Raw genomic sequence first — 23,498 nt, 5'->3', positions numbered from 1 at the left:
CAATGTTTTGTTGTGTTCATTTTAGTATATAATAATAAGTATGTTATTATTTATTACGATAAATTTGGCATAATACAGATCATCATATACTGTTGGAGGGAAAATAATGACCAATCTATTTACACCATACACATTCAAAAATTTAGAGCTTAAAAATCGGGTAGTTATGCCCCCGATGTGTCAATATTCTGTAGATACTAAAGACGGCATGCCAAATGATTGGCATAACGTTCACTATATTAGCCGCGCTGTAGGCGGTACAGGTCTTATTATTGTTGAAATGACTGCTGTACATCCAGACGGACGAATTACAGACAACGATACAGGGATCTGGGACGATTCTTTTATTCCTGCTTATCGCAAAATTGTTGATGGAGTACATCAATATGGAGCGAAGATCGGTATTCAATTAGGTCATGCTGGACGCAAAGCAGAAGATGCTAATCCACCGGTGGCACCTTCGGCTGTTCGTTATGATGGAGATGGTTACAAAACACCTCATGAACTGACAACAGCAGAAGTTGAAGACATGATCGAAGCGTATCGTCAAGGTGCACGTCGTGCTGTAGAAGCTGGATTTGATACTGTAGAAGTGCATGGAGCTCATGGTTATTTGATTCATCAATTCCATTCGCCACTTGTCAATCAACGTCAAGACGAGTACGGTCAAGATCTTGCATTGTTCGGTGTACGTGTAGTAGAAGCGATTCGTGAAGTTGTTCCTGCTGAGATGGCTGTAATTATGCGTGTATCTGCACGTGAATACGTTGATGGTGGATACGGTATCGATTATATTACTGACGTTTGCCGTCGTTACCAAGAAGCAGGAGTAGATATGATGCATATTTCTTCTGGTGGTGAAGGCCCTGTCGGTTCAGGTGGTATGCAAGTAGGTCCGGGATATCAAGTAGAATTAGCAACTCATATCAAAAAAGCGTTAAACATGCCTGTGATTGCGGTAGGTCTTTTGGATGAGTATGAAGTTGCTGAAAAAGTGATCGAAAACGATCAAGCTGATCTTGTAGCAGTAGGTCGAGCTATGTTACGTGATCCATACTGGGCAACTCATGCTGCCAAAGAACTTCAATTAGAAGTAGAAGTTCCGGTACAATATGCACGTGGATATCATAGATAATTATACTTAAATATGTATATTTACCAAAATATTGATTATCATGTCATTGTATTTTTTGAACAATAATAAAAATTTTTTGACGCTAGATAACTGTTATGTAGAAAAAGAATAGCGAATTATAAGTCATCATTTTAAAAAGCCTGTACCCTTTGTATATCAAGGGATACAGGCTCTTTTTTGCTCAAAAATAGTAGTGGAATGCATCGTACATAGGCTGACATTCGATTCGTGAAACGTTCTATTTTTGAAATCCATTTCTAAAAATTAAAATAACAAAGTGATCCAAAAATGAATCTCTTCCGTTCATCTGTGTAAGGACGACAACAAAAACTAAAACAAACACATAAAGGAGTTTTGATGATGAAAATGAAAAAATTAATAGTGCCGGTACTTAGCTTATCTTTGTTAGTTCCCACTACGGGTGCTTTTGCCGCAGATGCGACTTCAGCATCAATGCCAACTGTAAGCACCAAAGCAGCAGACCTTCGTTCAGATCTTGATTATCTATTATCTGAACATTTTGCGCTAGCTGTTGTAGCGATGACCAAAGCATATGAAGGTGCTCCTGATGCTGCACAAGCGTTAGACGCACTGGATAAAAATGCATTAGATATGCAACCTGCTATTGAGTCTTTGTATGGTAAAGAAGGCGCAGCTGAATTCGAAAGAATCTTCCGCGCTCATAATCAATATACCGATGAATTGGTAAAAGCGACCAAAATGAAAAATGAAGATGCAATCAAAGCTGCAGAAGCGAAAGTACAAGGATTTGTAGATGAATTTGCCAAATTCTTATCTACAGCAACAGGCGGTAAATTACCTGAACAAACCGCTGAAAATGCTTTACGTCTCCATGAAGATCAAGTACAAGATGTATTTGAAAAATATGTAGCCGGTGATTATACAGGTGCTTACACTGAATATCGTGAAGGTTTGGAAACGATGTTTACCGTAAGTAAAGCGTTATCAGGTGCGATTGTAACTCAATTCCCTGCTAAATTCGATAACACTTCTGTCGATACACCAGCAGCAGATTTGCGTTCAGCACTTAATCATCTAGCAGCAGAACACTTTGCATTATCTGTATTGCAAATGCAAAAACAATATAACGGTGAACCTGATTCTGATGCATTAATCGCAGCTGAAGCAGGCAATACAGCAGACTTTAAAGCAGCTATCTCATCAATCTATGGTGCAGAAGGTGCTAACCAATTTGAAAAAATTTGGGTGACCAATCATATCAAAGCACAAAGCGATTATGTAGATGCACTCAAATCAAATAACCAAACTTCTTTACAAGCTGTCAAAGATCGTATTACTGACTTCACTAAAGAATTCTCTACATTTTTAGGTACAGCTACAGCAAATAACTTGCCAGCAGATGCAGCTTTAGCAGCATTACGTACACATGAAGATCAAGTGCAAGCTGTGATCGATCAATATGCAGCTAAAAACTATGCAGGTGCATATACAGCAGATCGTGAAGGATACAAAACGATGTTCGGTATTGGTAAAGCATTGGGTGGTGCGATCGTAACGCAATATCCAGATAAATTCAAAACAGCAGCAACAACACCTATGCCTACAGCGCCAACTACTCAAACACCAACGCAACCAACAACAACTGCTCCTACAACATCGAATGATTCAATGACGATGGTATGGATGAAGTTGAATAGCAAACAGCTCAAAATTGGTGACAAAACAACGATGATGGATACAGCTCCAGTCGTTAAAAATGGCACAACGTATATCCCACTTCGTTACCTGGGTGAAGGAATCGGTGCTAAAGTAAGCTGGAATAAATCTGCCGGTCAAGTAACAGTAATGGCAGGCAGTGATACGATGAAATTCTGGATTAATAACAAAAAAGTAGATGTAAATGGAACTACTAAAATGTTAAGTGCAAATGCTATGGTGAATAGCGACGGTAGAACACTAGTACCTTTACGTTCGATTACTGAACTATTAGGTTGGGACGTTAAATGGAACAAAGCAGATGGTTCAATTACGTTAACGAAATCGATGTAAGATAGCGTTCACTACTAATGAGATATTCGGTTATGCCCATAGCCAACCCATCTCGGTGTGATTGACGCCTATATAGATAAAAACACTCTTGGTCTTATCGACCGAGAGTGTTTTTTTAGTTTCAAATATGTTTAATTTTATATGTATAGATTGCAATGAGCAGGGTGATATAGACGAAAGACCCATAATCCCGTAAAATAGGTAGTATAAGGAATCTATTGGTGTTTATATGCAGTCATATAGTCAGAATATAGAACGATGAATAGCGGTCAAATTACAAATTATTGAAACGTTAAATATCATGCTTCGTATTATGATCTATCATTGACACGACAATAGTGATCAATTATTAAATTGGAGGTAATTATTTATGTCTATTTTCAAAAGATTACGTGATCTAACTTTATCCAATGTGTTTGCTTTGATTGAGAAGGCAGAAGATCCTATTAAAATGACAGATCAATATATTCGTGATATGTCTGCTGACCTTGAAGATGCAGAGAAGGCTGTTGCATCACAGATCGCTATTGAGAAACGTTTCAAACAATCGTACGAAGAGCAAGAAGCATTGGTCAAAAAACGTGAAGAGCAAGCGCATATGGCTGCTCAAGCGCAAAATATTGATCTCGCTCGTCGTGCACTAGAAGAAAAGAAAAATGCTGAAGCCAAACGTGATGAGTTCAAAGCGAACTATGAGCAAAACAAAGCTTCTGCAGATAATCTTCGTGCCAAATTAAATGAAATGCGTAAGCAATTGACTGAAATGAAAAATAAACGTGATACATTAATCGCTCGTTATCAAGCAGCCAAAGCGCAAAAAGAAATCAATCATGCGATGAGCGAATTTAGCTCTGATTCTGCAACATCTGGCTTGAAACGTATGGAAGAAAAAATGCTACAAATGGAAGCTCAAGCACAAGCGAGTGAAGAAGTGAATGGTCAGAACAAATCACTAGATGATGAGTTCGCATCGCTCGGTAAAGACAAAGCTGTTGAAGATGAATTAGCAGCATTGATGAAACAATACGAAAACAAATCTTAATTTCATCCCAATATAAATTAGGCTATTCTTATATCTTATTACAAAGCGAAGGTCGGAACGATACAGCTTGTTCTCCTTCGCTTTTTGTATGGATTTTTGATGAATCGTGATTGGTTGATGATGTTAATTGATATGCCGAAAATAGTACACGCTTTAATACGCTACAAATAGTTTTACAATGTTGAATATGTGGAGGATGTCTAGTATGAGTTGGAACATTTTAGGGTCAATCGCGGTATGGACAGCAGTAGGAGCAGTACTTTTATTTGTTTTGATGTATGTCGATTCCTTATTTACCAAGTACAAAGATATTGCAGAAATCAAAGCAGGAAATAATGCAGTCGCAACTCGTCTGGTTATGAAGTTATTTGCTCAAGGGTATATCTTATCGGTAGCGATTGGTACATCATGGAGTCTTGGCGAAGCTGTTCTTGTGTCTGTGGTATCATTTGTAATCTTATTAATCTTAGAATTAATCGTACGCTTCTTATTGAAACAAATGATGGGTCTTGATCTAGATGAAGGCACCAAGCAAGGTCAAATCGGTTACGGTTTACTTGGCGGAGCATTGCAAATTGTAGGTGCATTGATTATTTCAGCTTCATTATAAAAGATCACGAAAGGAAGAGTGACGATGGGATTGTGGAAAAGACTTACAAACCTCGTATCAAAGCCAGAACCGGCTAAAGTTGAAAAAAGCCCGATGGACTTGAGTGTTGGGGATATTTGTGAAGTATCATTGGTTACATATGAAGTTAAAGGAAGCGTTCGTAACCGCGCTCGTAATGCAGTGGTTCTCACAATACAAGATGGCAATGCGATTGCTTATCTGCATATCGAAGAGCGAGAAACGGTACGCTATGCTCTGTATTATCCAATTGATGGTGGTCTTGAAGATTCAAGTCAAGTACCTAGCCATATTGAAATGGATGATACTGATTATTACTTAGAAGAACAATATGAAGGAACAGTGATATCTACAGGCAGAACACCAGCGTTACAAAGTGGAGATCAATCGGTATGGCAATATCAATCAGATGATCGTAAATTACTTCGTGTCGAATGGCAAGCTGGACGTTTTACTTTGTATGAAGGAGAATTCGTACTTAACGGAGACGTTCATGTTATCCGTGCTAGTTAGGAGCGAAGAAGAATGAAACAACGTGCATCATGGTTGCTCAAAATAGCAATAATGCTTGCCTTATTAACTTCATTATTATCAGGCTGTGGTAATTCCAAAGTTGAAGTCAATTATCCACTGGAATCAGTAAGTAGAGATGGCGATTCGACTTCATATGTATACCGGGCAGCAGGACAGACCGTTCCTGTAGTCGCAGAGCAATTATCGGATCAACGCACACCGCAAGAGATGAGTGTACAAGATCCTGAGCGGATGTTTTTGGTCTATGATAATGAATTGATCCAAGTTCAACAAGACCCTGAGAAAAAAGAAGATACTTTAATAGAAGTCGATTCGGACAAATATGTTGCTCGAAATTATGACTCTAGCTTTTTACAAGGGTATCTTACAGCAAGTATTATCAGTAATTTATTTAACTCATTCGGTGGATATCATTATGGTGGCAGTTATCGTGGGTATACAACGTACAACACCTACAAGCCCACGATCCAATACAAAAAGCCAACCGCTCAAGATATCAAACAAGCTCCACCTTTAACAGTGAACAAATCAGGTTCTATCTTCAAGCGTGGCACATCTTCTAGTTCCAAGCGTTCTAAAGATAGCGGTAGTATTTTCAATCGTGGTTCCTCTTCTTCCAATGGATCAAGTGGAACAATCAATCGAGGCAGCCGCTCAGATTCATCAGGTGGTGGATTCTTTTCTCCTTCACGTAGCAGTAAACCGAAGACCAGCTCAGGATCAGGCAAAATACGCAAGCGAGGTCGAAGGTAGCCTGTCAAACGTATAAGTGTAGAAATAGGATGATCGAAACAAGCTCCACCTTTTATATTATTGTATATTTTATCTGCTAAAAGACCGTATCCATATTATGGGGTACGGTTTTTTTGACTTTATTGAATGACTGTATAGCTATTCTATTGTAGATAAACTATCTATAATCTTCAATTAGGTAAATATACAGGTAAATCTAAATAAAGATTATTTAGTAGTGATATATGATTTGGTAGTATTAAATGACTTATTTTTTTATACGGAATATTATAATAAAATATCATTACATGAAAAATTCATAATAATAAATCAAAAAAAGATCTCAACCCCAACCCCATAAACCTTAAATGCCAAACCAAGTTCTCGTATCAAAGGATTTCTATATAAAATAAATATCTACTATAAATGATTCAATAAATAACGTGGAGTGAATATACACAATAGCTCTATTGATCTGCTTTTAAATGAACAACAAAACTTGCATGATCTTTGATGTTAGTCTATAAAAGAAAAGAATAGAAAAGTATATACATGCCAAATAGCTACATACAGGAGGATCATCGATATGAAGGAACCACAATCATCGTTATTCGATAAACAGGAAAGTTCAAATCCTGTTGACCATAATCCAGCTAAATTTAACCGTAAGCCTATTACTCCAGCAACTGCACAGCAAAAAATCGCTGATTATGTACGTATAATCGATACAGAAAAAGTATCAATTTATACAGCAGGCGGGCGATTTTTGGCGGAAGATGTACAAGCCCCTCATCCATATCCGCACTTTCGACGTTCAGGGATGGATGGGTATGCAGTGATTGCTAGTGATATTGCTCAAGCTTCAAGTGACCATCTAATCTGGTTACAAGTGATCGATAATATTCCTTGCGGACAGACACCATCGGTGCAATTGATACAGGGCACAGCTGCACGTATTATGACTGGAGCGATGGTTCCAGACGAAGCAGATACAGTTGTAATGTTAGAAATGACAGAGACAAGACAAGCAGAAGGGCAAGAGTGGGTAGGCTTTAAGCGCTCGGTGGAGCAGGGGCGTAATATTACGCCAATTGGACTTGAAATCGAAGCAGGAGATATTTTATTAACCAAAGGTGCGCAGATTAGCGCAGGAGAAATTTCGGTATTAGCTACATTTGGTGTGCATGAAGTTGGAGTGTATCGCCGTCCGCAAGTCGCTATTTTTTCAACAGGTACAGAATTATTATCTGTAGAAGAACCTATTGAACCTGGCAAAATTCGCAATAGTAATTCATACATGTTAGCTGAACAAGTCAAAGCAGCAGGCGGAGAACCACATGTACTAGGTGCTATTATGGATGATCTGGAACTGGCACGCACTACAATGTTACATGCTTTATCTTCTTACGATATTGTGATCTCAAGTGGTGGTGTGTCTGTAGGCGATTATGATGTTATGGGTGATCTGGTACGTAGTGATGAAGTAGAGATGTTATTTAACAAAATATCTATGCGTCCGGGTAGTGTTACTACCGGGGCAGTCAAAGACGGCAAGTTATTATTTGCCTTATCGGGTAATCCAGGTGCTTGTTTTGTGGGTTGCGAATTACTGGTACGTCCAACGATTCGGCAGATGATGAACTCCAAGCAAGATTATTTACCAGAATGGACAGCAACATTAGGGCACGATTATCACAAAATCAATAGCTTTACCCGTTATGTACGTGGAACTATAGCTGTAGAAGAGGGTAAGATTGTTGCTTATCCGGCTAGCCTAGATGAATCAAGTGTAATGGTCACGATCAAAGATAGTGATTGCTTAATCGTCATTCCACCTACGAGCGAAGTACTGCCAGCTGGAACGACGGTATCTGTATTACGTCTGAGTCGTTGATATTATGACAGATACTATGTCCTCATCTAATGATCATTCTGTACGTTTGCCAATAGTTATTCAAATTGTAGGTTACAAAAATTCGGGCAAAACCACATTGATCGGAGCACTGTTGCAACACTGGTCTGCGCAAGGAAAAAAAATTGCTGTTATCAAACATGATGCTCATGAATTTGACATGGATCATGCAGGTACAGATACGTATGCTCATACCCAATCAGGCGCCGCAGCGATAGCGATTAGTTCAGCTACACGAACAGCAATCATAGAGCAACAACCTTCATCATTAGAACAATTAATCGCTAGATTTGCTGTTGGATATGACTTGATTCTGGTAGAAGGATTCAAGCAAGCTCATTATCCCAAAATTGTGATTGTTGCCGATCAAGAAGGCATTTCTTTACCTGCTGAATTATCGCATGTGAAATGGGTTTACAATCGGTATGATTCATTTATATCTTCAAATTTGAAAGAAATGACTTTTATAGATGCTAAAAAAGATGGTATTATAACGATAATCCATGAATTGGAAAATTACATTGAAGCTCAGGGGGAACATCAGAAATGAAAATCACACTTATCGCCGGCAGTAATCGTCCGGACGCATCAACTACTTTACTTAGCCAGTATATTGCCCGTCTGCTTCAAGAGCATGGACATGAAGCAGAAGTATTTAATTTGTACGAACACCAATTGCCGTTATACGGACCAGGTGAAGCGTATGGACATGAAGAAGTACAGAAGCTTGCACAAGCTGCGAAGTCTGCGGATGCTCTTGTATTAGCGACACCTGAATATCATGGTTCGATTTCAGGCGTACTCAAAAATGCATTAGATTTCTTGGGTAGCGATTATTTTAATAATAAAGCTGTGTTATCTGCGAACTCAGCAGGTGGATTGATCGGTACAGCTTCTTTGTTACATTTACAGACTATTGTTCGTAATGTACATGGGATTAATTGTCCGGAATGGATCTCAATTGGTGGATCACAGCGTGAATTTAATGAAAATGGAGAACCGATCGATGAAGGAACAGAACTGCGTATTCGCAAAGCAGTTGAAAACTTTATTGAGCTAGCATCCAAATTAAGTAGTGCGTCTGCGTAAGCTGACTTTAGTATAGCTGTACTATTTTGACCGTATACTTATACAGAATGAAATAGATCGTAAAGCAATATTAAGTTTGCTGTTTGGATACACAAGCATAAGTATTGTATTCAACAACGTATTGAAATAACAAAATCCCCTTACTAAAAGCATGGAACTTACTCCTATAGTGAGTGTTCGCTGACATAGTAAGGGGATTTTGTTATAGATATTATTTGTTGCTAATTTATAAGATTGTTATACAGTGTCATAAGAATGGGCATATAGTTACAATCTGAACACTACAAATCTGTTCTTTTTTCGATCGCTTCGGACATCGTTTTATCGGTAAGATGCGCATAAATTTCTGTTGTTTCGGTAGAAGCATGACCTAACTGTTCTTTTGTTTTGTAAATATCATTTTGTAAATAATAATCGGTTGCAAACGAATGTCGTAATTTGTGCACCGTAAGATAAGGTTTGCCAAAGCTTTTAGCATATTTCATAATCATCGCTTGAATCGCTCGCTTGGTCATTCGTTTGCCAGAAGACTGTCCATTGGGACGTGCGACAAATAAGGCCGTTTCTTTTTTCGGTGTGCGATAACGAGTCTCACGCAATTGTAGATAGGTTTGGATCTCGTCTTTAGCTTGCTCACGAAAATAGATAGGCGTTTTAAATGTCTCGTCGTTGTTCCCTTTACGCGATACATACATTAATTTCTGATTGAGATCAAGATCGATTAAGTTAAGGTTGACCACTTCTGATACACGCAAGCCTGAGTTCAAAATTAAGCTCGTAATACAAGCATCCCGCTCACGATTAAGTTCATATGAATACAGTGCTTGTTTGTTAGTGGCAATATCTTCACGATATCCTTCCAGAATATAACCGACAAATTCCAACAATTCTTCATCTTCCAAAATCTTACCTTTTAATTTGGCGGCAGTATCTTTGGGTTTGTGCATCCGTTTCACTTCAACTTTTGCCATAATATTACGTCTGAGCAAAGGATAAAAATCATCATCTTCAGCAATCTGGCTCAGATAATGAAATAGCGAGCGAAGAGAAGATAATTTACGAGATACAGTTACACGCGTATTCGTGCCTTCGGTTCGAGTCGTTAAATGAAGACGATAATTCGTAATATCTTCCATCCGTAACGTTTCCAATTCCAGTAATTGAATTTGTTTATAATCAGTGGCTGTAGATAATCCTTCTACAATCATCCAACCGAAAAAAGACTCGTAATCTCGTATGTACTCCAGCAACGTAGATGGAGAAAGATCAGGTAATTTATAATTGATAAATTGCTCTACAAACCATGGCATTGAAGGCAATTTTTCATCTAATTTCAAGCGATCTGCTATTTTTTGTACACTCATGTTGATATTCACCTCTTATCCGATTGTAGCACAAATAGGAGTAGATCATCTGTTTCTTCAATTGGAAATGATTTGCTTCTTTTAGAGAGAAAAGTATATAGTAAAAGGAAAAGAAAAACGTACATGTGCAACGCTAAACGACCTGACTTCGGTGATGGAGGTTCATCATGAGATTAAAGCTTGAGCAAGTGCCACGTAGTCGCAGACGTGTAATCCGGGAAATGATGCAATTGTATCTTTATGATTTTACATATTATTTGAGTATTGATCTTGATGAGAAAGGTCGCTTTCCAGAATACCCGGGGTTAAATCAATATTGGAGTCAACCTGGTAAAAAGTTTCCATTTTTAATTTATGTCGATTCGTATATTGCTGGCTTCGCTCTGGTCGATCGGTTGAAAGATCCTTTAGAAGCAGATTATTATATGACCGAATTTTTTGTGTTAAAAAAATATAGGCGTACAGGAGTCGGTAAGTGGGCTGCTCATCAATTGTTCTCACGGTATGCAGGCACATGGAAAGTAACCCAAGTCCAGACTAATCGTCCGGCACAGTTATTTTGGCGTCAGGTGATTGGAGAGTATACAAAAGAGCAGTATCGGGAAGTGGTTCATCCACACTATGGCAATCCTAGTCAGTATTTTGATACACAACAAGCTGAATAATATTATGTACATCTACACCTAATCACAGCATAGAGAGGAAGACACATTATGTATTTACCATCATTTTCATTATCTAATAAAAAAGCTATCGTAACCGGAGCAGGCAAAGGCATCGGACAAGCTCTGGCTGTTGGACTTGCTCAAGCTGGAGCAGATGTAGGATTGATCGCTAGAACAGGATCAGATCTAGAAGTGACCAAACAATTAATTGAAAAGCATAGCAGTCGCAAAGCGATCTGTATCACTGCTGATGTAACAGATCGTGAGCAAATGCAAGCTGCTTTTGATCGGTTTGAGTTGGCTTTTGGCGCACCGGATATTCTAGTTAATAATGCAGGGATGAATATTCGTTCCAAAGCGCTGGATGTCACTGACAGTGAATGGCATACGATTGTAGAAACGAATTTACATTCAGCTCTAATCGCTTCACAAATAGCTGCACATTTAATGAAAGAACATGGTGGAGGCAAAATTATTAATATTGCTTCTGTCGGTGGGCATACTGCTTTGCGTACAGGTGTAGTCTATGGCGCAACCAAAGCAGGTCTCATCCATATGACCAAAATTCTAGCTATGGAATGGGCACAATACGGCATCCAAGTCAATGGTGTAGGCCCCTGGTATTTCCGTACTCCTCTTACCGAGACGATCTTAGCAGATGAACAGTACATGCAAGACATTCTGGATCGCACTCCTATGAAACGTGTAGGTAATCTAGAAGAAGTCGTAGGGCCAGTAGTCTTTTTAGCTTCTGAAGCAGCAGGGTATATTACAGGACAGACAATTATGGTAGATGGTGGAATGTCTGTATTTGGATTTTGATAATAAGGAATAAAATTATTTTAGGGTTTACTACTTTTTCTAATCATTGTATACTCTATCTAAATGAATAACTAACGAGGAAGCACCTCGCATAAAAGACAATAGTCTTTTTGCGGGGTGCTTTTTGTCGTTATACCAGATAATTGAAGAAAGAAGTGGATTATATTATGAAAATAAGAGTTTTATTGTTACTTTTTGTATTTACTATTACTACATTACTATTTCCTTATAGAGGCATATTAATAAATGAGGTACAAGCTGCTTCAGTAGTAATAGATTCGGGTTCGCAAACTTATAAAACAACAACTCATAAAATTGAAGACTATGGATTTTCAGTTGGTTTCAAGAAAAAAATCTATGATGGAAGTAAAGATTATATGATTCGGCTTCATTATCGTTTACCTTCAGGTGCACCTACACTTGCTAATCGTATCTATGCTAAACTGGATAGCACTATTTTTTTTGATACAAAAGTAATAGGAGCTTATAATGGATACATAGATGTGCCAATCCCTGATACTGGAGTTAATAAAGCTTATGAGGCAATAACTATGTTAGTAGATTTAAACGGATCAGCGAAAACTGGGGATAGTGAGCTAAAGTATGAAGTTTTTTATGAAGATATAACTGCTCCAACAAAGCCTGTTATTAATGGTGTACCTTCTACTTGGACAACTTCAGCTTTAATTAATATAGATGGAAGTAATGATGCTAGTGGTATCGCAAGATATATGTATCGAATAGATAATAAAGAATACATTGAATATAAAAATCCTTTTTTAGCTCCTGATGGACAACATACAATTGAAACCTATGCAGTAGATATGAATGGATTACAGAGTGAACACGTTACAGTTACTAGCTTTGTAGATAATACTCCTCCAACATCACCTATTTTAAATGGAGGTGGAGATCAGTGGTATTCAAACAATGTGAATATAGATATTAGATCTGGTACCGATTCACAATCAGGAATAAATCGAACAGAATATTATTTATCTGGAGCGACTTCTACATCATGGCAAAACGGAAATGGTGCAACTATTTCTAATGAAGGAATAACTATTATTCATGCTAGAACGATAGATAATGTAGGAAATATTAGCCAAGAAGTAGAGCGTACTATCAAAATTGATCGCATTCAGCCTGATCTAACAATTACGGAACAAAAAATAGATTCATCTACATTACGCTTGACTGCAAAAGCCACTGATGCATCTTCTGGAATCAAAAGTATTACTTTACCTAATGGATCTATAGTTAATTCAGATACTGCTACGTTTGATACTAAAATCAATGGGAGATATACATTTATAGCAACTGATCAAATGGGTTTAACAACAACACAAACCAAAAACATTTCAAATTTAGATGAAACTCCACCTACTATAAACATCACTTATTCTAAATCGTATGCTAAATCTATTACTATTCAAATCTATGCAGAAGATAATGACACAGGTGTAAAAGAAATTGTGCTTCCTGATGGATCAATCATACGATCTAATCAAGCAGAAACGATAATCGAAGAGAATGGTACTTATTTGTTTAAAGCTATTGATATTGCAGGGAACGTAACAGAACAGAATATTATTATTTCTACAATCGATACACAACAGCCCACTATCGATATATTTTATTCAGATGTACCTCAACAAGAACTTACATTTAAAATTACAACAAGTGATAAAGAATCTGGAATTGATTTTGTTACTTTACCTGATGGTACAAGAGTACATAATACAGATGCAGAGTATACTGTACATACGAATGGCCAATATACGTTTAAAGTTACAGACAAAGCAGGTAATGATCATTTACAATCAATCGAAGTTCAACATATCGATCAAGTCAAACCACAAATCCAAGTGGATGTAAATGGATCTACATGGACAGATCAGCCTATTACTATTCTTATTTCATATCAGGATTTAGATTCAGGTTTGGACAAAAACAAACTATATTATAAACTCACTCAAACAGAAAATAATCCAGAAAATTGGAATATCGCCGAAAAAGATCAACAACCTCTAACAATTACGGAAGAGGGAGAATGGTATTTGCATGCGATGGCAGTAGATCAAGCGGGTAATAAACAATTATTTACATCCAAAAAATATCAGTTACAGAGACAACCAGAAATACCTAATTTAAAAGTAAAAGGGATTTCTTCAGAAGAAATTCAACTGAATTGGGAATTATCAACTGGTGCTTCTATTACAGACGGATATACTTATTATATTCGTAATCAAGAAACTGGAAAAACTTTTCAAGTAGAATATCCAGAAAACTCTATTATTGATAAAGACTTAAAAGGTGGAGAAATATACCACTATACTATTCAAGTACAAAATCATGTAGGATCGAGTGAAAAAAGTAAATCGATAAGTGGGTATACTTTACCTGAAGCTCCTACTCATGTTTTAGTAGAAAGACTAGAAAGAGATTATGACAAAGCACTATTGACTATATCGCCAGTACAATCTGCTTCTGCTTATCAGATTCAAGCTATTAATGCAAATAATCAACAAGTAGATGTGGATACTACAGTTACAGGAAATGTATATCAGCAAATCTCTGGATTAAAACCGTATACTTTCTATACTATAGTTGTAACAGCTATCAATCCATCTGGTAATGGACTTCCTTATCATGTATCTTATCTATCTCTACCTAGTGCACCTACAGGTTTTAGATTTTTACAAATGACAGAGAATAGTATTTTACTTGATTGGAATACAGTAGCTAAATCTACCTATACTACGTCATCGGTTCAAGAAGATACATATTATTCTTTAAAAAGAAGCGAGACGTATATTTATCAAGGTCCTTATCAACGGTTTATAGATAGTGGCTTAAGTTCGGGAAGTGCTTTTAATTATGCTATTGCAGCTGGAAATACAACAGGTTGGAGTAACTTTTCGTATTTGAGTAATATTTGGACGTTGCCTTCAGTTGTAGGCAGACTAGAACAAGTTGATGCTCATTCACATTCAGTCGCTTTAAACTGGCAAGCCGTAAGAGGAGCAACTGGTTATCGTATTGTGATAGAAAATGTGGGAGAATACAATATCTCAGATGATTTAACTAACTTTGAGGTTAAAGGGCTAGAGCCTGGATTCACATACCGTGCTACGATTACACCCTATAATACAAGCGGATATGGTTCTTCTAAAGAAATATTAATAACCACTCTTCCTGAGAGTATGTTTAATGAGAGTGTAATTATTAAAGACATAACAGAAAGTAATGCAGTGATCGAAATAAAGCCGATTGAAGGAGCAACTAAATATCGACTCGAAATTGATGGAAAAGAATATATTATTCCAGAGGGCGATTTTCAGATTCCGTCTTTAACAGGATCTACTTATTATAATTATTCTATTACATCAGGCAATTCAGCAGGCTGGACACAACCATTAATAGGAACATTATTAACTAGCCCTTCTGCTCCTAGTGATGTAAAACTAACTGATGTAACCGATCAAAGTCTATCGTTCCATTGGAATCAACTTGATAATGTGGATACGTATACAATTTATGATGAGAATAAAAAAGAAATTAAAACTACTGCTGAAGAGCAAGCTGTAATAACGAATTTAAACGCTGGTGAAATTTATAATTTCTATATATCAGCAACTAACCAAAATGGAACAAGTTCATTGAATAAATTTACTTATCGTACTTTACCAGAAAGCACTACACAAGATACAAATAAAGTTCGAATTTCTAATATTACTGTTGATTCTGTCGATCTAAAATGGAATATCATTAAGGGCGCAGACCAATATCAGTTATATGATAATACTGATCATTTAGTATATGAAACAACTCAGAATACTGCCCATCTTGATAAATTATCTTCAGCAACTTCATATGAAGGTTGGTATATTGTGCCTCTAAATACTGCTGGCAAAGGCAAAAAATTAGATGTTCTTTCTTTTGAAACACTTCCTTCTAATCAGTTTAAAGTTATTGATTCAGATGCTACTAGATCAACTGTTACTCTAAAAATAGAACATTTTTTAGTCAAAGAACATTTAGTTATTGAACTCAATAATAAAATAGTATTTCGAGGATTAACAGATACATTTACACAAGATACATTGAAAGCAGATCAATCGTATGTTTTTAAAATCTGGTCAGAAAATAGTAAAAAACAAGCATCAACACCTATTTCAATAACTATTCGAACTAAAAAAGAAAAAGAAAAAAATAAGAAGATTATTGAGAGTACAAATGAAAAAGAACTTCAACAAACCGATCTTCTTGATGAAATAGTTGCAGTTCCTGAGAAAAATGATTATTTATCAACAAATAATGATCAAGAATTTGAAGATATTGATTCTATATTTAGTAAATCTCAAATTCAGGAATTACATCAGATGGGAATAATAGAAGGAGTTAGTAAAACTCATTTTGAACCTGAAAGAGAAGTGACTCGTGCTGAATTTATGGCTTTAATTGTCAGAGGACAAAAATATATTAACAAAGAAACGTCTTCAATCAATACAACTAAAAAAATAGTATTTGATGATATTGATTGGAGCGCATGGTATATTCCAGAATTAAAAGAAGCTATTCATTATAATTATGTCAAAGGATTTAGTAAAAAGGTGTTTGCACCTACGCTAACTGTTAATCGAGAACAAGCTTCTAAGATGATTGTTAATGCTGTCATAGGCAATATCGAAGACTCTATTGATGTAGACCAATTTGAATTTAGTGATGCTGCTTATATCTCAAAATGGGCTACGGGCTCTATACAAAAAGGATATCAAAAAGGGATTATTTTAGGTTATCCCAATCATTCTTTTCAGCCTAAAAATAATCTAACTCGTGCAGAAGCGGCCATGTTGTTATATCGAATGATCGAAAGCAAATAATTACTATTTAACAAATATTTAGATTTGGAATAAAGTATGCTGTTAAAATGAGTAGCATAGCAAAATATTATCTATACAGAAAGTAAATCAGCAATTAGATAGAAATTAAATATAGCATTTTCTAATGAATTGATCCTTTTTATAACAGGTTAAGCAGTAGCAGTTTGAAAATATGGAATTGAAATTGAGAAAAGAAAAAATGTGTTTTCTTTAATAGTTTTAATAGTAATGATCATATTTTTGCTAAGTATAATGATATGATGTTGATGAACAAAATGGTCTTTTTAGCTTCGGAAGCGGCAGGGTATATTATAGGATAAACGATTATGATAGATGGTAGAATGTCTGTATTTGAATTTTAGAGAACTTGTTATTACTTATCATTCTTAATACACTAAGTATACATGCTTAGTGTATTTTGGTATGTTATATATTTTACTTTGTAAGGAGAACAGATATGTCTGATATATACGATATTTATGGTGAAAAATACAATAAAGACAGTTGGCAAAAATTTGTCGATATTCATCAAGAGCTATACGATCCTATCGATCCTTTATTAAAAACAAAAATGAGCCAGACTACTATTCCAAAAGACATTCAAATCGTACTACTTGCTAAGTTAGGTGAATATACATTCCAATGGATTGAACGGACTATCCCAGCGTTAGATCATCAAACACCGCTGTCTTATTTGCAAACTGAACAAGGAACCAATGCACTTAGAGCAGCCATCATGCGCATGCCTAATTAGTTAAAAAAATAAAATAATACGCAATATACGAAAGGGTGTCTATTTGAAAGAATTATTAGTAAAGTTAGAACAAATTGATAAGTATTATCAAAATATAATCAATGCTGATGTTTCTAGTCGTTGGACTACTGAAATACTTGAAGAATTTGAAGATGAATTTAAAAGATATGCTCGCAATGAAGTAATCAATGCTGATCTTAGCACATATACTGCCTATATCGAACCTACATGTGAGTATAAGACAATAGAAAAGAAAATACAGGATGCAGAAAATCGCTATCATATGAAAAAATGGTTGTCTAAAAGCTTTTTTGAGTGGTTTCCTAAATACCAATTTCTTGAGAAATACGACTTAAGTGATTATCCTAAACTGAACAATCAGTTGAATTATATGAATGAATTACGTACAGTTGCTTTGCAGGTTATTGATACTTATGAGCAAAGTTTAGCTGAAAAATATAGGAATCCCAAAAATTAGACAACAGGAAGATAGTTGAGACAAATATAAACATCAATGACTTTAAAGGAGAATAACGATGACATCTATTTCACCTATTTTAATAGATTTTCCTGAAAGCTTTGAGACAGAACGCTTATGTATTCGTGCACCTCAATGGGGAGATGGGATACAGGTTAATGAAGCCATCCATGAGAGTATCGCTGAGCTAAAACCATGGTTACCTTTTGCCAAAACGCTACCAACATTAGAAGAATCGGAGAGCAATGCACGACAACATCGTTTGAATTTTTTGGCTCGTACAGATATGATTCTCTATATTACAGATAAACATACAGGTGATTTTATTGGGAGTAGTGGACTGCATCAGATCGATTGGGATGCGCGAAAATTTGAAATTGGATACTGGTTGAGAACTAGCTGTACAGGTAAAGGTTATATGACAGAAGCAGTAACCGGAATTGCTCAATTTGCTATAGATCATTTACAAGCTAATCGTATTGAAATTCGTTGCGATGATCGTAATACCAGTAGTTCTCAAGTTGCTATACGTACAGGTTTTACATTGGAAGGAACTTTGCGAAATCATAAAATGAATGATGGTCAATGGGTTAGCACTATGATTTTTGCAAAAGTACGCGGAATTGAATATTAAAATCCAATCTACATAATGACTACACTTTGACAATAGAGAGGAAGCTCAATATGAAATCAATTGAACAATTGGTCAATACACAGGAACATGCTTGGCAAGAAATACAGGATGTTTTGAATCAAGGCGAAACGCCGTATACTATTTTGCCCAAACAAGATCTACAAGCACAATCGACATTGTTGCAGATGCAAATTACAACGAAATCGTATCTTGGTTGTATTGCATATGAAACTGGCGGCATTTTATTTGATCAGGGTTGGATTAAGCTATTAGGTTCAGGTAACGAACGAATTTATGGAGATTTGTTATCATGGAATGGACAATCTCAAGCCGAACAGTCTAATACAATACAACCGATCGCCAAAGCCTTAGTAGTAGCTTACGATGTGGTAGGAGGATTTTTCGCTTTAAATGGTGGAGGGTTGGGTGAAGAGCCTACCATCTATTATTTTGCTCCAGATACATTAGAGTGGGAAGATACCGAGTTATCTTATTCTGAATTTGTGATCTGGTTAGCTTCTGGACGATTATCTCAATTTTATGAAACGATGCGCTGGAACGGTTGGCAAGAAGATATCTCGAACTTAGCGCCTGATTGTGCGATTCATTTTTATCCACCTCTTTGGACGCAAGAAGGATCGTCTGATCAAAGTAGTAAAAAAGCTGTTCCGATCGCCGAGTTTTGGAATATGCATATCAGTCCTTCTCAATAAAATAAAGCAACACAAGCATAAAGCTCCAGTATACGCTATCCACGTATACCGGAGTTTTTTTGCTATTGTTTGTAAGCATCATTGACTATTATCTGTACAAATAACGCTGTTTTGTACTATTTTAGTGATGATAAAGACAAATACGACATATATTGAAGTGTATAAATGCCATATTTACGAACATTATAATCTACTTTAGAATAAATGTAAGAATTGCTGACAAACAAAGGAGATGACATCGTGCATAAGCTATCTGCGGTTCCTGAACCTCATATTCAATACCAACCCAAACATTATGTATGTAAACGAGCAGAAGGACAAAGCGACTGGAGTGGGAAATTAGACCAGCCTTTTTGGGAGCAAACCAGTTGGACAGATTCATTTGTCGATATTGAAGGTGATTTGAAGCCATTACCTTCCAAGCAAACACGTGTTAAAATGCTTTGGGATGATGATTATTTTTATATAGGTGCAGAATTAGAAGACAATGAAATATGGGCAACACAGACAGAGCGAGATTCTGTTATTTTTTATGATAATGATTTTGAAGTTTTTATCGATCCTGACGGAGATACGCATCAGTATTATGAGTTTGAAATCAATACGCTTAATACAGTCTGGGATTTATTACTGGTGAAGCCGTATCGAGATGAAGGCCCTGCAATAAATGGATGGGATATGAGCGGACTACGAACAGCCGTGTATATTGATGGAGAGTTGAACAATCCGCTAGCTACCAATCGTAAATGGAGTGTAGAGATTGCCATGCCATGGTCGATTTTGAAAGAGTGTTCGCTACATAAACGTGCTCCGCTAGCTGGTGAGCACTGGCGTGTTAATTTCTCACGTGTACAATGGCAAGTAGATATTATAGATGATCAATATGTCAAAAGGATTGATCCAGCGACAGGTCGTTCTTTTCCAGAAGACAACTGGGTATGGAGTCCAATGGGAATTGTAAATATGCACTATCCTGAGCTATGGGGATATGTAATCTTTACAGATGAGCAGAACATCAATCATACCGAACACCAACTGCATCTGACTACGGTTGAACAATACAAATGGTTATTACGACAGCTCTATTATCGTCAGCGTCAGTATGCAAGTGAACATCAACAGTATTGTGATCAACTGGCAACGATCTATCACACTTTACCCGAAGACATTCAAAATATTGCAGATATAGAACAACTTCAATTGGAGACGACAAGTAGTATGTTTCAGATTTCTATTAAAATACCGGATGAGCAGACTCGTCTCTGTATTCGGCAAGATGGATGGGTATGGCAAGAAGCTTGTTTAGTATTGGGAATGAATATTGCTAATTAAGGAAAATACTACAATCATAATGGTGCAATGGTCATTATGGATCGGGAGGTATATTCATGACAGTCAATACAGCTTATGGACTCAATATGGATGTAATCGAAGAAAAGTTTGCTTGGAAAAAAGAACAAGCTCAAGGACGCGAGGAATCATTATTTGCTGTATTTGAACAAGACCTTTCAGAGCAGGAAAAGCAGTTACTTCAATTTCTATATGCGTATATGCCATTACATGATCTAGCTGATTATGATGGTGCTTTTTTTCTAAACCATATTCGGCAAGTGCTACAAGTACAAGCAGATATGCCTTGGGGCGCACGTATTCCTGATGAAATCTTTGTAAATTATGTTTTGCCTTATCGAGTAAATAATGAGAATATCGATCACAGTCGATCAGTGATCTACGAGGAATTGGCAGAGCGGGTACAGCATTTATCTATGACGGATGCTATATTGGAAACGAATTATTGGTGTCATGAGCGTGCAACTTATATTGGAACAGATATACGTACTGTTTCTCCGCTTACAATCATGAGGACTGCACTCGGACGTTGCGGGGAGCAATCGACATTGACTGTAACTGCACTGCGTAGTATTGGAATTCCTGCTCGTCAATGTTACACACCGCGCTGGGCACATTGCGATTCTAATCATGCATGGGTAGAAGCATGGGCAGATGGAGAATGGCACTTTTTAGGAGCATGTGAACCGGAACCTGTACTTGACGAAGGGTGGTTTCGCTTACCTGCTAAGCGTGCAATGTTAGTACACACACGTGTATTTGCAGATTATAATGGTCCTGAAGAAGTAACAACCACACATCCATGGTATACCGAAATTAATTTGTTGGCTCATTATGCAGATGTCAAAACGATTCATATTCATGTAACCGATGAAGCAGGAAAGCCTGTAGTAGCTGAAGTTCAATTTCAATTGTACAACTCGGCTGAATTTTATCCTTTGACTTCGTTAATGACCGATGATCAAGGACATGCTTCGTTAACAACAGGATATGGTGACTTGTTTATTCATGCGTATACATCTTCTGTATGGGGAACAGCTTTTCTAAATACGAATACATCATCTGAACTAACATTAGTATTAAAAAGGTATAACATTCCTGTATATGCAGAACACACTACCACTAATACAAGTCCAACGGTTGTAAGAGAAGAATGGAAAATGACTCCACCTGTTGCTCCTGTTATTGATAGTGGAGCGAAAGTGGACGAATCTACTGCTCATCAACATATACAAAGAATCAAAGCAGGCACAGCGATTCGGACTGCTTTTGAACACACATTTATAGATCAAGAACAAGCGCGTCAATATGCAGAAGAATGGCAGTTACCGACAGATCGGTTGTGGAATATACTGCAAACAGCGAAAGGAAACGGAGAGGAGATTGCCGCTTTTCTTGGCGAATGTACTCTGGCTGAACTTGCATTAGGATTGCGTTTATTAGAATCGTTACGTCCTAAAGATCTAACAGATACGTTTCGACCGGTATTACACGATCATCTGCAAGGTGTTATATCATTAGACGAAGCATCTCATATCTATTCAAGTGATTGGGATCAATACGTTCTATGTCCACGAGTTCATTTTGAAATGCTTACACCGTATCGTAACTATTTCGCTGATCAATGGAATACAGAGCAACAACATGCATTCCGCTCTGATCCTATGCTATTAGCTACTGTACTGGAACAAGAGATCGCAGTTAATAATCATATAGATCGTTATACAGGAATGGCAACACCTGCGGCTGCTCATCAATTAGGAGTTACTGATTCGGTAAGTCGTGATATTGCTTTTGTAGCGGCTGCACGTAGTCTTGGTATTGCGGCGCGTTTAGAACCGTTAAATGCTATTCCCCAATATCAGTTACAAGGTACATGGCATTCAGTTCAATGGAAGCAAGAGCAATCTACATTTGTTGAGGATAGTGTATTGGCTTCAGCTACGGGTCAAATACAATTTGTACGTGCTTCAGATGATGTAGAAGTGGTTGCAGAATATCAGCATAATTTTACGGTCGCTATTTTTGAAAATGGTATTTATCGCACATTGGATATTCCTTATGGCGAAAAAGAGGTGTACCAGCAACCGTATAATGTATTAGCAGGGAATTATCGTTTGACAACAGGAACACGTCTTGAAGATGGAAGTGTGTTAGGTACCTTTACTTACTTTAACGTACAACCTGATCAGCAAATAGAAGTAGAGTTAGTATTCCGCACAGAACAGCAACAGATACCTGTTCTTTTGGAAACATTGCCAGAACCTTTACAACATCATATTTATTCGTTGCAACCAAACGATGAAAAAGAGGATAGAAAAGAAGGTTATATTCTAGCATGGCTAGAGCCTGAACGTGAACCGACCAAGCATTTATTACGTGAATTGGCAGAACTGCGAGCAGAACTGGAAATATGGGCGGGTGATATTCATTTATTGATTGCAGATGAGCAAGAATATGGAGCAGTTATTTTAGATCCTTTGCCAGCTCAGTCTCAGATTGCAATCGATTCAAATTACCAATTCTTAGAACAATGGTCAGATTGCCTCACCTCATTAGGAGGAGATCAGCTACCTGTTGTGATCGTTGTAGATACACAACACCGAGTTCGGTACTGCTTGCAAGGCTACAAGTTAGGTACAGGGAAAGAATTATTACGTATTGTAAATGGTATGAACATAGATATACATCAAGAAAAGAACTAAACAATTACAAGAATTGCTTTGTCA

At 36.9% G+C, this 23,498-nt stretch carries 19 protein-coding genes; 18 read left to right on the top strand and 1 reads right to left on the bottom strand.

Annotated elements, in window-relative coordinates; all coding sequences use genetic code 11:
• The first annotated feature begins 106 nt into the window (after positions 1-106).
• From PQ456_RS12565 to PQ456_RS12525, 9 genes are all read left to right on the top strand, one after another.
• On the top strand, positions 107-1,135 hold the full coding sequence (locus tag PQ456_RS12565) for an NADH:flavin oxidoreductase/NADH oxidase (RefSeq protein WP_273612595.1): 1,029 nt from the start codon (positions 107-109) through the stop codon (positions 1,133-1,135).
• A 360-nt stretch (positions 1,136-1,495) separates the two neighbouring features.
• Positions 1,496-3,166: a copper amine oxidase N-terminal domain-containing protein gene (locus PQ456_RS12560; protein ID WP_273612594.1), complete on the top strand. Its 1,671-nt coding sequence runs from the start codon at positions 1,496-1,498 to the stop codon at positions 3,164-3,166.
• A 370-nt stretch (positions 3,167-3,536) separates the two neighbouring features.
• A complete protein-coding gene (locus PQ456_RS12555; protein WP_069328148.1) occupies positions 3,537-4,208 on the top strand; it encodes a PspA/IM30 family protein in 672 nt (223 codons plus the stop codon).
• Positions 4,209-4,413: 205 nt separating this feature from the next.
• Positions 4,414-4,818 (top strand): DUF350 domain-containing protein, encoded by a 405-nt coding sequence (locus tag PQ456_RS12550; protein ID WP_273612593.1) that lies wholly within the window; start codon positions 4,414-4,416, stop codon positions 4,816-4,818.
• Between the two features lie 24 nt (positions 4,819-4,842).
• On the top strand, positions 4,843-5,349 hold the full coding sequence (locus PQ456_RS12545; RefSeq protein WP_273612592.1) for a DUF4178 domain-containing protein: 507 nt from the start codon (positions 4,843-4,845) through the stop codon (positions 5,347-5,349).
• Positions 5,350-5,361: 12 nt separating this feature from the next.
• A complete protein-coding gene (locus PQ456_RS12540) occupies positions 5,362-6,123 on the top strand; it encodes a DUF4247 domain-containing protein (RefSeq protein ID WP_273612591.1) in 762 nt (253 codons plus the stop codon).
• A gap of 565 nt (positions 6,124-6,688) precedes the next feature.
• Entirely contained in the window at positions 6,689-7,996 is a 1,308-nt protein-coding gene (locus tag PQ456_RS12535; RefSeq protein ID WP_273612590.1) for a molybdopterin molybdotransferase MoeA, read from the top strand.
• A gap of 4 nt (positions 7,997-8,000) precedes the next feature.
• Complete coding sequence (gene mobB / locus PQ456_RS12530; protein WP_273612589.1) at positions 8,001-8,564, top strand: molybdopterin-guanine dinucleotide biosynthesis protein B; 564 nt, start codon at positions 8,001-8,003, stop codon at positions 8,562-8,564.
• Entirely contained in the window at positions 8,561-9,103 is a 543-nt protein-coding gene (locus PQ456_RS12525; RefSeq protein ID WP_273612588.1) for an NADPH-dependent FMN reductase, read from the top strand. The genes mobB and PQ456_RS12525 overlap by 4 nt, the downstream gene beginning before the upstream one ends.
• 281 nt (positions 9,104-9,384) lie before the next feature.
• Here the strand turns inward: PQ456_RS12525 and xerS are convergent, their stop codons facing one another.
• A complete protein-coding gene (xerS, locus tag PQ456_RS12520; protein WP_273612587.1) occupies positions 9,385-10,467 on the bottom strand; it encodes a tyrosine recombinase XerS in 1,083 nt (360 codons plus the stop codon).
• 167 nt (positions 10,468-10,634) lie between these two features.
• Between xerS and PQ456_RS12515 the strand changes: the two genes are divergently transcribed.
• The 9 genes from PQ456_RS12515 to PQ456_RS12475 all read left to right on the top strand — a co-directional run bounded on the left by PQ456_RS12515 (position 10,635) and on the right by PQ456_RS12475 (position 23,474).
• Complete coding sequence (locus PQ456_RS12515; protein WP_273612586.1) at positions 10,635-11,132, top strand: GNAT family N-acetyltransferase; 498 nt, start codon at positions 10,635-10,637, stop codon at positions 11,130-11,132.
• A 48-nt stretch (positions 11,133-11,180) separates the two neighbouring features.
• Positions 11,181-11,954: an SDR family NAD(P)-dependent oxidoreductase gene (locus tag PQ456_RS12510; protein WP_273612585.1), complete on the top strand. Its 774-nt coding sequence runs from the start codon at positions 11,181-11,183 to the stop codon at positions 11,952-11,954.
• Between the two features lie 167 nt (positions 11,955-12,121).
• Positions 12,122-16,840 (top strand): fibronectin type III domain-containing protein, encoded by a 4,719-nt coding sequence (locus PQ456_RS12505; protein WP_273612584.1) that lies wholly within the window; start codon positions 12,122-12,124, stop codon positions 16,838-16,840.
• 457 nt (positions 16,841-17,297) lie between these two features.
• On the top strand, positions 17,298-17,594 hold the full coding sequence (locus PQ456_RS12500; RefSeq protein ID WP_273612583.1) for an MbcA/ParS/Xre antitoxin family protein: 297 nt from the start codon (positions 17,298-17,300) through the stop codon (positions 17,592-17,594).
• 43 nt (positions 17,595-17,637) lie between these two features.
• Positions 17,638-18,072 carry a YxiJ family protein gene (locus tag PQ456_RS12495; RefSeq protein ID WP_273612582.1) on the top strand — a complete coding sequence of 145 codons (435 nt, stop codon included), beginning with the start codon at positions 17,638-17,640 and terminating at the stop codon, positions 18,070-18,072.
• 58 nt (positions 18,073-18,130) lie between these two features.
• The gene (locus PQ456_RS12490) at positions 18,131-18,706 is read left to right on the top strand and encodes a GNAT family N-acetyltransferase (protein WP_273612581.1); all 576 of its coding nucleotides are present in this window, start codon (positions 18,131-18,133) and stop codon (positions 18,704-18,706) included.
• A gap of 50 nt (positions 18,707-18,756) precedes the next feature.
• The gene (locus PQ456_RS12485; RefSeq protein WP_273612580.1) at positions 18,757-19,419 is read left to right on the top strand and encodes a DUF2625 family protein; all 663 of its coding nucleotides are present in this window, start codon (positions 18,757-18,759) and stop codon (positions 19,417-19,419) included.
• A gap of 240 nt (positions 19,420-19,659) precedes the next feature.
• On the top strand, positions 19,660-20,751 hold the full coding sequence (locus PQ456_RS12480; protein WP_273612579.1) for a carbohydrate-binding family 9-like protein: 1,092 nt from the start codon (positions 19,660-19,662) through the stop codon (positions 20,749-20,751).
• 56 nt (positions 20,752-20,807) lie between these two features.
• Complete coding sequence (locus tag PQ456_RS12475; RefSeq protein ID WP_273612578.1) at positions 20,808-23,474, top strand: transglutaminase-like domain-containing protein; 2,667 nt, start codon at positions 20,808-20,810, stop codon at positions 23,472-23,474.
• Positions 23,475-23,498: the final 24 nt, after the last annotated feature.

This window comes from Paenibacillus kyungheensis (assembly GCF_028606985.1).
Taxonomy (GTDB): domain Bacteria; phylum Bacillota; class Bacilli; order Paenibacillales; family Paenibacillaceae; genus Saccharibacillus; species Saccharibacillus kyungheensis.
This window is presented reverse-complemented; position numbering and strand designations above follow the sequence as displayed.

Excerpts from the sequence above, each read along its gene's own strand:
- PQ456_RS12565 (WP_273612595.1), top strand. The coding sequence starts at position 107 with ATGACCAATCTATTTACACCATACACATTCAAAAATTTAGAGCTTAAA.
- PQ456_RS12560 (WP_273612594.1), top strand. The coding sequence starts at position 1,496 with ATGAAAATGAAAAAATTAATAGTGCCGGTACTTAGCTTATCTTTGTTA.
- PQ456_RS12555 (WP_069328148.1), top strand. The coding sequence starts at position 3,537 with ATGTCTATTTTCAAAAGATTACGTGATCTAACTTTATCCAATGTGTTT.
- PQ456_RS12550 (WP_273612593.1), top strand. The coding sequence starts at position 4,414 with ATGAGTTGGAACATTTTAGGGTCAATCGCGGTATGGACAGCAGTAGGA.
- PQ456_RS12545 (WP_273612592.1), top strand. The coding sequence starts at position 4,843 with ATGGGATTGTGGAAAAGACTTACAAACCTCGTATCAAAGCCAGAACCG.
- PQ456_RS12540 (WP_273612591.1), top strand. The coding sequence starts at position 5,362 with ATGAAACAACGTGCATCATGGTTGCTCAAAATAGCAATAATGCTTGCC.
- PQ456_RS12535 (WP_273612590.1), top strand. The coding sequence starts at position 6,689 with ATGAAGGAACCACAATCATCGTTATTCGATAAACAGGAAAGTTCAAAT.
- mobB (WP_273612589.1), top strand. The coding sequence starts at position 8,001 with ATGACAGATACTATGTCCTCATCTAATGATCATTCTGTACGTTTGCCA.
- PQ456_RS12525 (WP_273612588.1), top strand. The coding sequence starts at position 8,561 with ATGAAAATCACACTTATCGCCGGCAGTAATCGTCCGGACGCATCAACT.
- xerS (WP_273612587.1), bottom strand. The coding sequence starts at position 10,467 with ATGAGTGTACAAAAAATAGCAGATCGCTTGAAATTAGATGAAAAATTG.
- PQ456_RS12515 (WP_273612586.1), top strand. The coding sequence starts at position 10,635 with ATGAGATTAAAGCTTGAGCAAGTGCCACGTAGTCGCAGACGTGTAATC.
- PQ456_RS12510 (WP_273612585.1), top strand. The coding sequence starts at position 11,181 with ATGTATTTACCATCATTTTCATTATCTAATAAAAAAGCTATCGTAACC.
- PQ456_RS12505 (WP_273612584.1), top strand. The coding sequence starts at position 12,122 with ATGAAAATAAGAGTTTTATTGTTACTTTTTGTATTTACTATTACTACA.
- PQ456_RS12500 (WP_273612583.1), top strand. The coding sequence starts at position 17,298 with ATGTCTGATATATACGATATTTATGGTGAAAAATACAATAAAGACAGT.
- PQ456_RS12490 (WP_273612581.1), top strand. The coding sequence starts at position 18,131 with ATGACATCTATTTCACCTATTTTAATAGATTTTCCTGAAAGCTTTGAG.
- PQ456_RS12485 (WP_273612580.1), top strand. The coding sequence starts at position 18,757 with ATGAAATCAATTGAACAATTGGTCAATACACAGGAACATGCTTGGCAA.
- PQ456_RS12475 (WP_273612578.1), top strand. The coding sequence starts at position 20,808 with ATGACAGTCAATACAGCTTATGGACTCAATATGGATGTAATCGAAGAA.